This window comes from Nonomuraea dietziae (genome assembly GCF_014195505.1).
In the GTDB taxonomy this organism is placed as follows: Bacteria; Actinomycetota; Actinomycetes; order Streptosporangiales; family Streptosporangiaceae; genus Nonomuraea; species Nonomuraea roseola.
Map to the genome: position 1 here is coordinate 4,873,081 of NZ_JACIBV010000001.1, position 13,490 is coordinate 4,886,570.

Here is a 13,490-nt window from a genome sequence, read left to right on the forward strand (position 1 = left end):
TGACAGGGAGACAATGATGGAATTCACCGAGAGCAACCTGCGCGACCTGCTCGCCGCCGTGGGCCTGCCGTCCAGCGAGGGCGGGGAGGAGCTGGAGCGCACCTTCGACGAGCTCGGTCTCGACTCGCTGGCCAGGATGGAGCTCGCCACCCGCATCCAGGACAGGTTCGGCGTGGACGTGGAGGACCGGATCACCGCGGAGGCGACCCCCTCGCTGGTGCGCGACCTGGTCAACGAGCGACTGATCGGAGCGGTGCGATGATCGGCCACACCGACAACGCGATCGAGATCGCCGCGCCCATCGGGTTCGTCTGGGAGCAGACCAACGACGTGCGCACCTGGCCCGACCTGTTCTCCGAGTACGCCGAGGCCGAGGTACTGGAGGAGGGCGACAACACGGTCACCTTCCGGCTGACCATGCACCCCGACGAGCAGGGCAGGGTGTGGAGCTGGGTCTCCCAGCGCACCTGGGACACCGAGTCGAGGACCGTCAGGGCGCGCAGGATCGAGACGGGCCCCTTCGAGTTCATGAACATCGCCTGGGAGTACGAGGAGCTCACCCCCGACCTCACCAGGATGCGGTGGGTGCAGGACTTCCACATGAAGCCCGACGCCCCCCTCGACACCGCCGCGATGACCGACAGGATCAACACCAACTCCGTGGCGCAGATGAACCTCATCAAGGAGAAGGTGGAGCGCCGCCGCCGCTCGGTCGTCGGCTTCCACGACGTGCCCGCCAACACCAGGCGCGGCGGCGACCTGCGCACCCTGCTCTCCCCCGCCACCTGCGGGTCCTCCTCGGGCTTCTGCGGCGCCGTACGGCTCGCCCCCGGTGAGGGCATCTCCGAGCACTACCACCCGTACTCGGAGGAGTACCTGTTCGTCGCCTCCGGCACGCTGAAGGTCGATCTCGACGGCGAGCCCGTCACGCTCGGCCCCGAGCAGGCCCTGTTCGTGCCGCGTAACGTGCGGCACAGGCTCACCAACGTCGGCGCCGGCGACGCGCTGGCGGTCTTCCAGCTCAGCCCGCTGGCCCCCAGGCCCGAGCTCGGTCACGTCGACACCGAGCCCTACCCCGAGCAGGTGGGCACATGAGGAGGGCCGTCGTCACCGGCATCGGCGTGCTGGCGCCAGGCGGCGTGGGCAGGGAGGAGTTCTGGAGCAGGATCGTGGACGGCAAGCCCGCCGTCCGCAGGATCACCACCTTCGACCCCTCCCCCTTCAGATCGCAGATCGCCGCCGAGGTCGACTTCGACGCCGCCGCCCTGGGCCTGACGCCGAGGGAGCGCAGGCGCATGGATCGCTTCGTCCAGTTCGCCACGGTCTGCGCGGACGAGGCGCTGGCCGACTCCGGGCTCGACCTGGAGCGCTCCGACCGCGACAGGGTCGGCGTCAGCCTCGGCTCGGCCGTGGGCGCGACCATCTCGCTGGAGGAGGAGTACGTCGTGGCCAGCGACCACGGCAGGGAGTGGCAGGTGGACCACCGCCACCTGCGCCCCTTCCTCTACCAGGCGCTGGTGCCCTCCAGCGCCGCCACCGAGCTGGCCGTGCGGTACGGCGCGCACGGCCCCGCCGCGGTCGTCTCGACCGGCTGCACCTCGGGCATCGACGCCATCGGCAGGGCCCTGCAGCTCATCCAGGACGGCGAGGCGGACGTGATGATCGCCGGCGCGTCCGACGCGCCGATCTCGCCCATCACCGTGGCCTGCTTCGACGCCATCAGGGCCACCACCCCCGCCAACGACGACCCCGAAGGCGCCTCCAGGCCCTTCGACGCGGGCCGTCAGGGCTTCGTGCTCGGCGAGGGCGCCGCGGTGCTGGTCGTGGAGGAGCTGGAACACGCCAGGAAGCGCGGCGCCAGGGTCTACTGCGAGATCACCGGCTACGCGGCCAGGGCCAACGGCTTCCACATGACGGGTCTGCGTCCCGACGGGGTCGAGCTCGGTGAGGCGATCGTGGACGCGCTCGGCCAGGCCAGGCTGGTGCCCGAGGACATCGGCTACATCAGCGCGCACGGCTCGGGCACCAAGCAGAACGACAGGCACGAGAGCGCCGCCTACAAGCGGGCGCTCGGCGAGCACGCCCGCAGGGTGCCGATCAGCTCGATCAAGTCGGTCGTGGGGCACTCTCTGGGTGCGATCGGCTCGATCGAGATGGCCGCCTGCGCGCTGGTGCTCGAAAGAGGCGTGGTGCCGCCCACCGCCAACCTGATTACCCCCGACCCCGAGTGCGACCTCGACTACACGCCGCTGGTCGCCCGCGAGGTCGAGGCCAGGCACGCGCTGTCGGCAGGCAGCGGGTTCGGCGGCTTCCAGTCGGCGATGATCTTCTCGGTGCCTGGAGCGGCCGCATGAGCCGCAGAAGGGCCGTCATCACCGGGCTCGGCGTCGTCGCCCCCACGGGCATCGGCGTCAGCGAGCACTGGGAGCGTTCGCTGGCGGGCGCCACCATGATCAGCCGGGTGGAGGGCTCGCCGATCAAGCTGGCGGGGCAGGTCGAGGGGTTCCGCGAGGAGGAGTTCGTCGACAGCAAGCTGCGCGTGCAGACCGACAGGTGGACCTGGTTCGCCATGGCCGCCACCCAGCTGGCGCTGGCCGACGCGGCCTTCGACCCGGCCAGGGAGAGCCCGTCGGACCTGTCGGTGGTCACCGCGGGCGGCTCGGGCGGCAACGCCTTCGGCCAGCGGGAGATCCAGGCGCTGTGGAGCCGAGGGCCGCGCTCGGTCAGCGCCTACCAGTCGATCGGCTGGTTCTACGCGGCCAGCAGCGGCCAACTGTCCATCAGGCACCAGCTGAAGGGGGCCTGCGGAGTCCTCGTCGCCGACGCGGCCGGCGGGATCGACGCCCTGAGGGAGGCCGCCAGGCTCGTCCGCAGGGGTACCGAGGGGGTGCTCACCGGCGGCACCGAGGCGCCGCTCTCGCCGTACGCGCTGGCCTGCCAGGCCGGCGAGGAGACGGTCAGCCGCGAGAGCGACCCCGCCCGCGCCTACCGGCCCTTCGCGCCCGACGCGAACGGGTACGTGCCGGCGGAGGGTGGGGCGATCCTGCTGGTGGAGGAGCGCGAGTCGGCGCTCGGACGGGGCGCGCCCTCGGTGTACGCCGAGATCGCGGGCACCGCGTCCACGCATGACGCGCACCACATCACCGACGCGGCGCCCGATCCCCGCCAGTACGCCAGGGCCATGCGCGAGGCGATCGCCAGGGCCGGGCTGCGCCCCGACGACATCGGCGTGGTCTTCGCCGACGGGGCGGGCACGCCCGAGCGGGACGCCCTGGAGGTCGTCGCGCTCACGGAGGTCTTCGGCTCGCGCGCGGTGCCCGTCACCGTGCCCAAGACGATGACCGGCAGGCTGTGCTCGGGCGGCGCCGCCCTCGACCTGGCCTGGGCGGCGCTCGCGCTGGCCGACCAGGTGATCCCGCCGACCGTCAACGCCGGCGCCGAGGTCGGAGGGCTCGACCTGGTGCGGGAGGCCCGCACGGTCTCCGGCCTGTCGGCGGCGCTGGTGGTCGCCAGGGGCTCGGGCGGCTTCAACTCCGCGGCGGTCCTGACCGCCGTCTGACCTCGTCCCCACCGGAACGGCCACCGCCTCTCCCCGAGGCGGTGGCCGTTCCTTCGTCCTCTCATCCGGCTCAGTGCACGGGCTCGGGTACGGCGGGCCGCACGTGCTCGTCCTCGGGCCTGGCGGGCGAGGGCTCGACCCGCAGCAGCCTGGCCGCCCAGCCGGGCAGCCACCAGTTCCACCTGCCCATCATGGCCACGACGGCCGGCACCAGGATCGCCCTGATGAGGGTGGCGTCCAGGGCGATGCCGAGCGCCAGGCCGCTGGCGAACACCTTCACGTCCAGCTCAGGCGTCATCGCCAGCGCGGCGAACGAGATGAACAGGATCAGCGCCGCCGACGTGACCAGCCGGCCCGTGCGCCCGACGCCCTCGATCACCGCGTGCGCGGTGCTGCCCGACCTGTCGTACTCCTCGCGCATCCTGGCCAGGATGAAGACCTCGTAGTCCATGCTCAGGCCGTACAGGAAGGCGAAGATCGTCAGCGGGACGAACTCGCCGATCGAGCCGGTCGGGTGGATGTCGAGCAGCTCCTTGGTGCCCCAGCCGTACTGCCACAGCAACACCATCGTGCCGATGACCGCGCCCAGCGACAGCAGGTTGAGCGCGATGGCCTTGAGCGGCAGCAGCAGGGACCTGAACGCCCTGGCCAGCATCACGAACGTGACGAGCGCGATCATGGCGAGCATCCACGGGAACGCGCCGTAGGTCTGCGACCTGAAGTCCATGCTCTGCGCCGCGTTGCCGCCGACCCTCGCGTTGGCCGGCACCGCGGCCCGCACCGCGGAGATCGTCGCCTCGCCCGCCGCGCTGCCGCCCTCGGCCACGGGCAGGACGGTGACCACCGCCGTGCCCGACCTGCGCCAGGCCGCGTGGTCGGGGGCCAGCACGGTCGAGACGCCCTCGACGCCCCTGATGGCCTCGACGGCGGGCGCGGGGTCACCGGTGACGAACACGTCGAAGGCGACGATGGAGCCGGAGGGGATGCCCGCCTCCTTGAGCTCGGTCAGGCCTTCGTAGGCGGAGCCGCTGGTGCGCAGGCTGCCGCTCTCGGGCAGGCCGAGGTCCACCCTCGTGCCCGTGACCGCCAGGGCGACGAGCAGACCGCCGGTGAGCAGCGCGGCGGGCCAGCGCAGCCGTACGACGCCTCTGGCCCACGCCGACCACGCCCTGCCCGCCCGCGCCTCGCGGGCGAAGCGCGCCCCGCCCGCCCGCCTCCTGTCCAGCCGCTGGCCCGTGCGGGCCAGCACCACAGGAAGGACGGTCAGCGTGACCGCGACGCTCACCGCCGCGATGATCATTCCGGCGATCCCCAGGCTGCGCAGGAAAGGCACCGGCAGAACCACCATCGTGACCAGGCCGATCGCCACCGCCAGCCCGCTGAACAGCACCGCCCTGCCCGCGCCCGCCATCGCCCTGTGGACGGCCTCGTCCCCCCTGTGCCCGAGCGCCTGTTCCTCCCGCCATCGGGCCACGATGAGCAGCGAGTAGTCGACCGCGATTCCCAGGCCCAGCAGGGGCATCGTGGTCAGCGCCACGTCGTGGACGGTCATCACCAGCGTCAGCAGCAGGATCACGATGAAGGAGCAGAAGATGGCCAGCACGGAGATCAGCAACGGCACGAAGGCCAGCGCCGACCTGAACACCAGGAGCAGCACCACCACGGCGGCCAGCACGCCGATGCCGATCTTCGTGGGCACGTCCACGCCGCCCGCGTCCACGCTGGGCGCCAGCGCGTCGAGCCCGGTGACATGGATGGTCGAGCCAGGTGGCAGATGCGGGGTCATCGCCTTGACGATCACCAGGCTCTCGTCGGGCGTCTCACCGAGGCCGCCTCCCGGCGGGCTACCGTCGGAGTAGGTGCCGGGGAAGACCAGGCCGAGCGTGGTCCTGCCGTCCGAGCCCACCAGCTTGGGGTCGGCGGTGTCGGCGTAGGAGACGACGCGGGCCTTGGGCAGCACCGCGGCCACCGCGGCGAACGCCCTGCCCAGGCTCTCCTTCTGGGCCGTCACCGACTGTCCCTCGGGCAGGCGCACGACCGGCACGAACGGACGCTGGTAGCCGCCGTTGCCGTAGACCTTGACGATCTCCTGGTTGGCGTCGAAGGCGGGCATCCCAGGGTGGGCGTACTCCTCCGACAGGCGCTGGATCGCCAGCGGGGTCGCGCCCATCCCCACCAGGAAGGCGACCGCGGTCAGCAGGATGACCAGGCCCTTGCGACCTAGCACGAATGCCGAGATTCTCTCCATGCGAGCAGTTGACCAGCGCGGCGACAGGCGGCTCTGTGATCTCTCTTAGAGAGCCATGTGAGTTTCCCCGATCCCTGACTCTTCGGGTCAGAATGACCACGTGAGCCGAATCCTGGTCGTCGAAGACGAACCCTACCTGGCCGATCTCGTCGCCACCGCCCTGCGTTACGAGGGGTTCGAGACGGCGGTCGCCGAGACGGGCGCGGTCGCGATGGCACTGGTCAGAAGCTTCGATCCCGATCTCATCGTGCTGGACGTGATGCTGCCCGACATTCTCGGCACCGAGGTGTGCCACCGGATCAGGCTCGCGGGGTCGCAGGTCCCCGTCGTCTTCCTCACCGCGAGGGACGCCACCGAGGACAAGGTGGGCGGGTTCACGGTGGGCGGCGACGACTACGTCACCAAGCCGTTCAGCCTGGAGGAGCTGACCGCCCGCATCCGCGCGGTGCTGCGCAGGACCGACAGGAGCGCGCCGGAGAGCGCCAGAGTGGCCTTCGCCGACCTCGTCGTGGACGACGACACCTACGAGGTCTTCCGCGCCGGCCGCAGGATCGACCTGACGCCGACGGAGTTCAAGCTGTTGCGCTTCCTGCTGGGCAACGCGGGCAAGGTGATGTCGAAGCGGCAGATCCTCGACCACGTGTGGGAGTACGACTTCGGCGGCAACGACGGCGTCGTGCAGACCTACATCAGCTACCTGCGCCGCAAGGTCGACGCGTTCGACCCGCCGCTGATCCACACGATGCCCCGCATCGGGTACGTCCTCCGGCTGCCGGTGGAGCGGTGATGTCGCTGCGCACCCGCCTGGTCCTGACCACCGTGGGCCTGGTCGCCATCGCGCTCGGCCTGGTCGCGGGGGCCACGTTCGGCGCGCTGCAGGACTGGCACGGCCCCGGCAACAGCAAGCTCATGGCGCTGACCACGCCCGAGGCGCTGCTGGCCGCCTCCGAGGAGCTGACCAGCCGCATCGCCCTGGTCCTGGCGGGCACCTCGGCCTTCGCGCTGGTGTGCCTGACCGTGCTGGCCGCCCACCTGGCCAGAAGGGGGCTGCGCCCGCTCGACAGGATCGTCGAGGCCGCCGCCCACATCGGCTCGGGTGACCTCGACCGCAGGATCGAGAGCGCCCCGCCCGGCACCGAGGTCGGCAGGCTCGCTCACGCCCTCAACGCGATGCTCGTCCAGCTCGAACGGGCCTTCAGGCAGCGCGAGGCCTCCGAGGAGCGGCTGCGCCGCTTCATCGCCGACGCCTCGCACGAGCTGCGCACCCCGATCGCGACCATCCGCGGCTACGCCGAGCTGTTCAGGCGGGGCGCCCACGACAGGCCCGAGGACCTGGCCAGAGCCATGCACAGGATCGAGGCCGAGTCGGCCAGGATGGGCCTGCTGGTGGAGGAGATGCTCCTGCTGGCCAGGCTCGACCAGGGCAGGCCGCTGGAGCGGGAGCCGGTCAGCCTGGTCTCGCTGGCCGCCGACGCGGTGGCCGACACCCGCGCGGTCGATCCTTCGCGCTCCATCACCCTCGAGTACGGCACGCCCGTCGTGGTGACGGGTGACCCCGCGAGGCTCAGGCAGGTCGTGGCCAACCTCCTCACCAACGTCCTGCACCACACCCCCGAGGGCACGGCGGCGAACGTGCGGGTGGCCGAGGAGGACGGCTTCGCGGTCCTCGAGGTCAGCGACGAGGGCCCGGGACTGACCTCCGAGCAGGCCGAGCGCGTCTTCGAACGGTTCTACAGGGGCGACCACCGCCAGCCCGAGGCCCAGCGGGGCGGCGGCGCGGGGCTCGGCCTGTCGATCGTGGCCTCCGTCGTGGCCGCGCACGGGGGCCTGGCCACCGCCTCGTCGGCGCAGGACAAGGGCACCACGTTCACGGTCCGCATTCCGCTCGCTCGAGCGTGACCAGGCGTACGCCACCACCGGTGTGGACGGCCCGCACGATCTCGGCCCGCGACAGCTCCGCGACCCCGACCGTCAGGTCGGCGCGCTCCTCGCACCAGCCGACGATCGCCTCGGGCCGCTCGACGGGCGCGGCGAAGTGGACGAGGCTGACGTACCAGATGTCGCGCGTCCAGCTCTCGAAAGCGCCCTTCTCCCCCAGCGCGTGGGCGAAGCGCTTCTGCAACGTGGCGAGCGTCTCGTCGGCAGGCGTGGCCCAGACCAGCACGCCGCCGTGGTGGCCGGCCACACCGCGCAGCTCCACCCGGACCGGCGGCAGCCCACGCATCGCCTTCTCCAGCGCCGCCCCGTAGACGCGGCGGTCGGTGACGTCCTCCCTGTACGGCTCCAGCGAGCGCAGCGTCACGTGCAACGCGTCGGGGCCATGGACCCAGTGCCCTGGCCCCACCACGGGTCTCAGCTCGCCGGCCAGCTCCACCAGCCTGTCGAGCACGGGACCCGAGGGCCGCAGCACCGCCGCCGCGCCCCAGCGTCTGGCCCCCTCCACCGGAGGCCGGTCGTAGGTGGCCTGTCCGTCGAGCAACGCCGATCGGCCTCTCGCGAAGAACTCCCCGTATCGCGACATTCAGGGAGTATCGCGCAGCTCGCCCTCCAGGAGGCCCATCATCACCATGTCGTGCCACTTGCCGTCCCTGCGGAAGGACTCGCGCGCCCTCCCCTCCTCGACGAAGCCCACCTTCTCGTAGACGCGCCTGGCTCCGGTGTTCGCATCGGCCACCCAGAGCGTGATGCGGTGCAGCCGCATCCTGTCGAAGCCGTACCTGCAGATCAGCCGGACGGCCTCGGTGCCGAAGCCACGGCCCCAGCAGTCCTTCTCTCCGAGGTAGACGTCGAGCTCGGCGTCGCCCGTCTCCGGTTCGGCGCCGCCCAGCCTCACCAGGCCGATCAGCCTGCCGTCCTCGAGGCTCTCCACGCCGAGCAGCACGTTGTCGTAGGAGTTGCGGTCGCGGGCCTCGCAGCGGGCCACGGTCTGGGCGAGCGTCTCGGGGTAGCCCTCATCCAGCCAGCGCATCACCTCGGGGTCGCTGTTCCAGCGCCAGAGTGTCTCGGCCTCGTGGGGCTCCATGGGACGCAGTCGGATGCGTGTGCCTCTGAGCATGGCGAAAAGGGGATCACCTCATGACAGAGGCCCGCAACCGAATTGATCGCGGGCCCCTGCGGGTGGGATCAGTCGACGACGGTGATGCGGTCGGTCGCGGGAGGTGCGACAGGGCTGTGCTTGCCCAGGTAGTCGACGAACGCGTCGATGTCCAGCGGGCCGCTCCACAGGTCGGTGCCGTTCTTGAGCTCGGCGAAGGCGTCACCGCCGCCGACGAGGAAGTTGTTCACCGCCACGCGGATCGACTGGGTGTCGGTCACCGCGACGCCGTCGATCTTCATGGCCGACACCTTCGAGCCCCACGGGGCGCTCCTGCTGTAGGTGTAGGTGAAGTTCGACGAGGGCTGCAGGATCTTGGTGAACGCCTGGTTGTTGGGTCCGCCGACGAACTGCTGCTCGAGGACGGTCTTGAGCTGCGCGCCGGTCAACGTGATGACCTGGGTGAGATTGTTGAACGGCTGGACGGCGAACGCCTCGCCGTACGTCACGACGCCGTCGCCCTCACCCGCGGGGGAGCTCGGGTGGTTGAGAGGCATGCGCACGCCGCCTGGGTTCATGAACGCGATCTGCGCGTTGCCACCGGTCCTGGTCGCCTCGAGCTGGCTGTCGGCGATGAGGTTGCCGAGCGGCAGCTCGCCCGAGGGAGCGGCGGTCGTGCCGATCTCCGCGGTGATCCTGCCGACCTGCTTGTTCGCGATGTCCGCGCTGCGGGCCTTCCACAGGGCCACCGAGTCGGCGACGGCCCTGTCCTCCGCCACGTCACGGGTGACGACGTGGTTGGCGGCCGCCACGGTCGAGCGGACGACGTCCCTGGTGCGCTTGTCGACCTGGAAGTCGATCTGGGTCAGCACGCGGCCGAAGGAGGAGCCCTGCGTGTAGTAGCGCGGCTGCCCTGCGGGGTCGGTCGTCTTGCACACGTAGGCCTGGTGCGAGTGGCCGCTGACGACCACGTCCACCTGCGGGTCGAGGCCGCTCGCGATCCGCGAGCCGTTGCCCGGGGTGACCGAGCAGGCGCTCGGGTCCTGGTTCGGGGTGACCTGGTCGCCCTCGTGGACCAGCACGACCTGGGCCTTGACGCCCTGGCGGGCCAGCAGCCTGGAGACCTTGTTGGCCGCGGCCACCTCTTCGGTGAACTTCAGGCCCTGGATGCCGGAGGAGGAGACGATCGTCGGGGTGGTGGCCGTCACCAGGCCGATGAAGCCCACCTTCACGCCGTTGACGCTCTTCACGAAGTACGGCGGCAGCGCGTACCTGTCGTTGCGCTCCTTCAGGACGTTCGCGCCGAGGAAGTCGAAGTCGGTGCCCTCCCACTCGCCGGCGGGCGAGCAGCCGTCGACGGGGTGGCAGCCGCCCTTCATCAGGCGCTGGAGCTCGGTGTAGCCCTCGTCGAACTCGTGGTTGCCCGCCGAGGAGGCCTTCAGCCCCATCTGGCCGAGCACGTCGAGCGTCGGCTCGTCGTGGTAGGCGGCCGAGATCAGCGGGGAGGCGCCGATGAGGTCGCCGGCCGCCACCACCATGGTGTTACGGCCGGTGTGCTGCTTGAGATGGGTGGCGAGGTAGGCGGCCCCGCCCGCGATGGAGTACCTGCCGCCGACGATGCCGGTCAGCTTGCCGTCGGCGTCGACCAGCGGCCCCTTGGGATCGAGGATGCGGCTGGCGGACCCGCTCGGCGGCTCCAGGTTGCCGTGAAGGTCGTTGATCGTCAGCAGGCGGACGGGCACCGTCCGCTCGGGCCTGGCCGCGTCGGCAGGTCCCGCCACGAGCGTGACGCCGCCCATGGCGATGGCCCCCGCGAGAACGAGCGGGAGGAAGGAGCGAGAGGTCATGCCTGCAGACGTTACGGAACGAAGCTATGCGGCAGACGTCTGAAAGGTAACGATTCATCGGCCCCCCACATGGCGTTATTTGCCAGTCGGCAGCCTAGAGTTCGATCTATGACAGTGCGCGTGGTGGAGCGGGGACGGCTCGATGACAGGGAAACAGCCGACGTGCTGGACGTCGTCGAGGCGGCGACGGAGGCCGACGGGGCGCGTCCGCTCAACGAGCACGTGATGCTGCACCTGCGCTACGGCGGCGACGAGCGGGCCCGCTCGCTGCTGCTCTACTCCGGCGCCTCGCTGGCCGGCTACGCGCACGTGGACCCGACCGACGAGGTCGAGGGGCCCAGCGGCGAGCTGGTCGTCCACCCCGCCTTCCGTCGTCAGGGACACGGCGCGACGCTGCTGCGGGCCGTACTGGAGGTCTCGGGAGGGCGGCTGCGGCTGTGGGCGCACGGCGACCACACGGGCGCGGCCGCGCTGGCGGCCTCCGCGGGCTTCGAGCGGATGCGCTCGCTGTGGCAGATGCGCCGCTCCCTGTTCGCGCCCCTGCCCCCTTCCTCCCTGCCCGAAGGGGTACGGCTGCGCACGTTCGCGCCGGGCCAGGACGAGGAGGCGTGGCTCAAGGTGAACGCCGCCGCCTTCGCCCACCACCCCGAGCAGGGCGGATGGACCCTCGACGACGTGCGGCTGCGCGAGAGCGAGCCCTGGTTCGACCCGGAGGGGTTCTTCCTCGCCTATCGCGACGGGCGGCTGGTCGGCTTCCACTGGACGAAGATCCACGGATCCTCCGCCGAGGAGCACGGCCACGAGCCCCTCGGCGAGGTCTACGTCGTGGGGGTGGATCCCTCACAGCAGGGCACCGGCCTGGGCAAGGCGCTCACCCTGGCCGGTCTTCGCCATCTACGCTCGCGCGGCCTCGCCCAGGCGATGCTCTACGTGGACGAGGCCAACACGGCGGCGATCAGGCTGTACGAGTCCCTCGGTTTCAACCGATGGGACGTCGACGTGATGTACGCGGCTACTCGATGAGCCAGTGGAGGATGTAGTACGACACAGCGGCCACCAGCGCCGCCGCGGGGATCGTGAGGATCCACGCGGTCACGATGTTGCCCGCCACGCCCCACCGCACGGCAGAGAGCCGCTTGGTGGCACCGACGCCCATGATGGCGCTGGTGATGGTGTGGGTGGTGGAGATGGGAGCGCCGAAACCGATCGCCGCGACGTACAGGACGGTCGAGGCCGCGGCCTCGGCCGCGAAGCCCTGCGGAGGGTCGAGGGCGATGATCCGCCGTCCCAGCGTGCGCATGATGCGCCAGCCACCGGCGTACGTTCCCAGCGAGATGGCACCGGCCGCGGCCAGGATCACCCACTGCGGAATCGGGTCCGCCGGCGCGGCGTAGCCGCCGACGACCAGCGCGAGGAAGATCACGCCCATCGTCTTCTGCGCGTCCTGCAGGCCGTGCCCGAGCGCCATCGCGGCGGCCGAGACGGTCTGCGCGTAGCGGAAGCCCCTGTTGGCTTTTCCTGGTTGCGCGTTGCGGAAGATCCAATAGATTGCGATCATGATCGTGGCGGCGAGCGAGAACCCGACCATCGGGGACAGGATCATCGGGATGACGACCTTCTCCAGCACGCCGTCCCAGTGCACCAGGCTGGCCGAGGCCAGCGCGGCACCCACCAGGCCACCGATGAGCGCGTGGCTGGAGGAGGAGGGCAGGCCGAAGTACCAGGTGACGAGGTTCCAGGTGATCGCGCCGATCAGCGCGGCCGCCACCACGACCAGGCCGTGGGTGCCCTCTGGCGCGTCGATGATCCCCTTGCCGACCGTCTGGGCGACCTGAGTGCCCAGATGGGCGCCGATGAAGTTCATCCCCGCGGCCAGGAAGAGCGCCGCGCGCGGGGTGAGCGCGCGGGTCGACACCGAGGTCGCGATGGCGTTCGCCGCGTCGTGGAAGCCGTTGGTGTAGTCGAAGACCAGTGACACGACCACCACGCCGATGACGAGGGCGAGCGTGAGGTCCACTTAGCTTTCCTTGACCGCGATCGACTCGACCGTGTTCGCCACGTGCTCGAAGGCGTCCGCGGCTTCCTCCAGGCGGTCGATGACCTCCTTCATCTTCATGACGGTGAGCGCGTCGTACTCACCACTGAAGAGCTTGGCCAGAAGCTTCCTGTAGACCTGGTCGCCCTGGTTCTCCAGGCGGTTGACCTCGATCCAGTACTCGTTGAGGTTCTTCATCGAGCGCAGGCGCGGCATGGCTTCCGCTGTCAGCTCGGCCGCCCGTTCCAGCACCTCCACCTGCCTGACGACGTCCTTCGGCAGATGGTCGATCTGATACAGGACGATGAGGTCGGACGCCTCTTCCATGGCGTCCATCACATCGTCGAGGTTCGAGGCGAGGCGATAGATGTCCTCACGGTCAAAAGGCGTGATGAAGCTCTCGTTGAGCCGGTTCATGATCGCATGAGTGCGTTCGTCACCGGCGTGCTCGCAGGCGCGCATCTTCTCGGCCAGGGCTTCCCTGTCCGAACCGTCGCTGATGATCTCCACCAGCAACCGCGATGCCGTGACCAGGTTGTTCGCTGAGTCGGCGAACAGGTCGTAGTAGCTGTCCTCACGAGGCGTGAGACGCAGGCGCACGTCGTTCTCCAGATGTGCGGGGATGGTCCGCAGAGAAGGGTACGGGTTACCAGCGGAAATGCGAACTTCATGGTGCGCACACCCACTCTTCTCCCTCTCGCTACCCCTCGTATGATCTGCGACACCGGGTTCGGGAGTACTTTGGGGGGTATTTTGCTCGTGGCCGC

General features: G+C 70.3%; 13 protein-coding genes. 7 read left to right on the forward strand and 6 right to left on the reverse strand.

Going from position 1 to position 13,490, the window contains the following annotated elements:
- Positions 1 to 16 precede the first annotated feature (16 nt).
- Genes FHR33_RS23100 through FHR33_RS23115 form a run of 4 tightly spaced genes read left to right on the forward strand, consistent with a single transcriptional unit; the run spans position 17 to position 3,559 of the window.
- Positions 17 to 262, forward strand: coding sequence for an acyl carrier protein (locus FHR33_RS23100; RefSeq protein ID WP_221241209.1), 246 nt, complete (start codon positions 17 to 19; stop codon positions 260 to 262).
- Complete coding sequence (locus FHR33_RS52755) at positions 259 to 1,095, forward strand: cupin domain-containing protein (protein ID WP_183651362.1); 837 nt, start codon at positions 259 to 261, stop codon at positions 1,093 to 1,095. The genes FHR33_RS23100 and FHR33_RS52755 overlap by 4 nt, the downstream gene beginning before the upstream one ends.
- The gene (locus FHR33_RS23110; RefSeq protein ID WP_183651365.1) at positions 1,092 to 2,354 is read left to right on the forward strand and encodes a beta-ketoacyl-[acyl-carrier-protein] synthase family protein; all 1,263 of its coding nucleotides are present in this window, start codon (positions 1,092 to 1,094) and stop codon (positions 2,352 to 2,354) included. The genes FHR33_RS52755 and FHR33_RS23110 overlap by 4 nt, the downstream gene beginning before the upstream one ends.
- Positions 2,351 to 3,559: a beta-ketoacyl synthase N-terminal-like domain-containing protein gene (locus tag FHR33_RS23115; RefSeq protein WP_183651367.1), complete on the forward strand. Its 1,209-nt coding sequence runs from the start codon at positions 2,351 to 2,353 to the stop codon at positions 3,557 to 3,559. The genes FHR33_RS23110 and FHR33_RS23115 overlap by 4 nt, the downstream gene beginning before the upstream one ends.
- A gap of 70 nt (positions 3,560 to 3,629) precedes the next feature.
- Here FHR33_RS23115 and FHR33_RS23120 read toward each other — a convergent pair whose 3' ends face one another.
- Positions 3,630 to 5,807 carry an MMPL family transporter gene (locus tag FHR33_RS23120; RefSeq protein ID WP_183651369.1) on the reverse strand — a complete coding sequence of 726 codons (2,178 nt, stop codon included), beginning with the start codon at positions 5,805 to 5,807 and terminating at the stop codon, positions 3,630 to 3,632.
- A gap of 100 nt (positions 5,808 to 5,907) precedes the next feature.
- Between FHR33_RS23120 and FHR33_RS23125 the strand changes: the two genes are divergently transcribed.
- Together FHR33_RS23125 and FHR33_RS23130 are read left to right on the forward strand one after the other, a co-directional pair.
- Complete coding sequence (locus FHR33_RS23125) at positions 5,908 to 6,594, forward strand: response regulator transcription factor (protein WP_183651371.1); 687 nt, start codon at positions 5,908 to 5,910, stop codon at positions 6,592 to 6,594.
- On the forward strand, positions 6,594 to 7,706 hold the full coding sequence (locus tag FHR33_RS23130) for a sensor histidine kinase (protein WP_183651373.1): 1,113 nt from the start codon (positions 6,594 to 6,596) through the stop codon (positions 7,704 to 7,706). The genes FHR33_RS23125 and FHR33_RS23130 overlap by 1 nt, the downstream gene beginning before the upstream one ends.
- On the opposite strand, the gene FHR33_RS23135 is transcribed toward FHR33_RS23130, so the two are convergent.
- From FHR33_RS23135 to FHR33_RS23145, 3 genes are all read right to left on the reverse strand, one after another.
- The gene (locus FHR33_RS23135; protein ID WP_183651375.1) at positions 7,675 to 8,328 is read right to left on the reverse strand and encodes a 2'-5' RNA ligase family protein; all 654 of its coding nucleotides are present in this window, start codon (positions 8,326 to 8,328) and stop codon (positions 7,675 to 7,677) included. The two genes, FHR33_RS23130 and FHR33_RS23135, sit on opposite strands and share 32 nt — an antisense overlap.
- Positions 8,329 to 8,862: a GNAT family N-acetyltransferase gene (locus FHR33_RS23140; RefSeq protein ID WP_183651377.1), complete on the reverse strand. Its 534-nt coding sequence runs from the start codon at positions 8,860 to 8,862 to the stop codon at positions 8,329 to 8,331.
- Positions 8,863 to 8,930: 68 nt separating this feature from the next.
- Positions 8,931 to 10,688, reverse strand: a complete 1,758-nt coding sequence (locus FHR33_RS23145; RefSeq protein ID WP_183651380.1) for a bifunctional metallophosphatase/5'-nucleotidase — start codon at positions 10,686 to 10,688, stop codon at positions 8,931 to 8,933.
- A 108-nt stretch (positions 10,689 to 10,796) separates the two neighbouring features.
- On the opposite strand from FHR33_RS23145, the gene mshD reads away from it, so the two are divergent.
- Positions 10,797 to 11,711 carry a mycothiol synthase gene (gene mshD, locus FHR33_RS23150; RefSeq protein WP_183651383.1) on the forward strand — a complete coding sequence of 305 codons (915 nt, stop codon included), beginning with the start codon at positions 10,797 to 10,799 and terminating at the stop codon, positions 11,709 to 11,711.
- On the opposite strand, the gene FHR33_RS23155 is transcribed toward mshD, so the two are convergent.
- Positions 11,701 to 12,705, reverse strand: coding sequence for an inorganic phosphate transporter (locus FHR33_RS23155; RefSeq protein WP_183651385.1), 1,005 nt, complete (start codon positions 12,703 to 12,705; stop codon positions 11,701 to 11,703). The genes mshD and FHR33_RS23155 overlap by 11 nt on opposite strands.
- Positions 12,706 to 13,323 (reverse strand): DUF47 domain-containing protein, encoded by a 618-nt coding sequence (locus FHR33_RS23160; RefSeq protein ID WP_183651388.1) that lies wholly within the window; start codon positions 13,321 to 13,323, stop codon positions 12,706 to 12,708. It abuts the gene before it with no gap.
- Positions 13,324 to 13,490 lie beyond the last annotated feature (167 nt).

Bases quoted from the DNA above. Each gene is read 5' to 3' on its own strand.
- FHR33_RS23100 (WP_221241209.1), top strand. From the start codon at position 17: ATGGAATTCACCGAGAGCAACCTGCGCGACCTGCTCGCCGCCGTGGGC.
- FHR33_RS52755 (WP_183651362.1), top strand. From the start codon at position 259: ATGATCGGCCACACCGACAACGCGATCGAGATCGCCGCGCCCATCGGG.
- FHR33_RS23110 (WP_183651365.1), top strand. From the start codon at position 1,092: ATGAGGAGGGCCGTCGTCACCGGCATCGGCGTGCTGGCGCCAGGCGGC.
- FHR33_RS23115 (WP_183651367.1), top strand. From the start codon at position 2,351: ATGAGCCGCAGAAGGGCCGTCATCACCGGGCTCGGCGTCGTCGCCCCC.
- FHR33_RS23120 (WP_183651369.1), bottom strand. From the start codon at position 5,807: ATGGAGAGAATCTCGGCATTCGTGCTAGGTCGCAAGGGCCTGGTCATC.
- FHR33_RS23130 (WP_183651373.1), top strand. From the start codon at position 6,594: ATGTCGCTGCGCACCCGCCTGGTCCTGACCACCGTGGGCCTGGTCGCC.
- FHR33_RS23135 (WP_183651375.1), bottom strand. From the start codon at position 8,328: ATGTCGCGATACGGGGAGTTCTTCGCGAGAGGCCGATCGGCGTTGCTC.
- FHR33_RS23140 (WP_183651377.1), bottom strand. From the start codon at position 8,862: ATGCTCAGAGGCACACGCATCCGACTGCGTCCCATGGAGCCCCACGAG.
- FHR33_RS23145 (WP_183651380.1), bottom strand. From the start codon at position 10,688: ATGACCTCTCGCTCCTTCCTCCCGCTCGTTCTCGCGGGGGCCATCGCC.
- mshD (WP_183651383.1), top strand. From the start codon at position 10,797: ATGACAGTGCGCGTGGTGGAGCGGGGACGGCTCGATGACAGGGAAACA.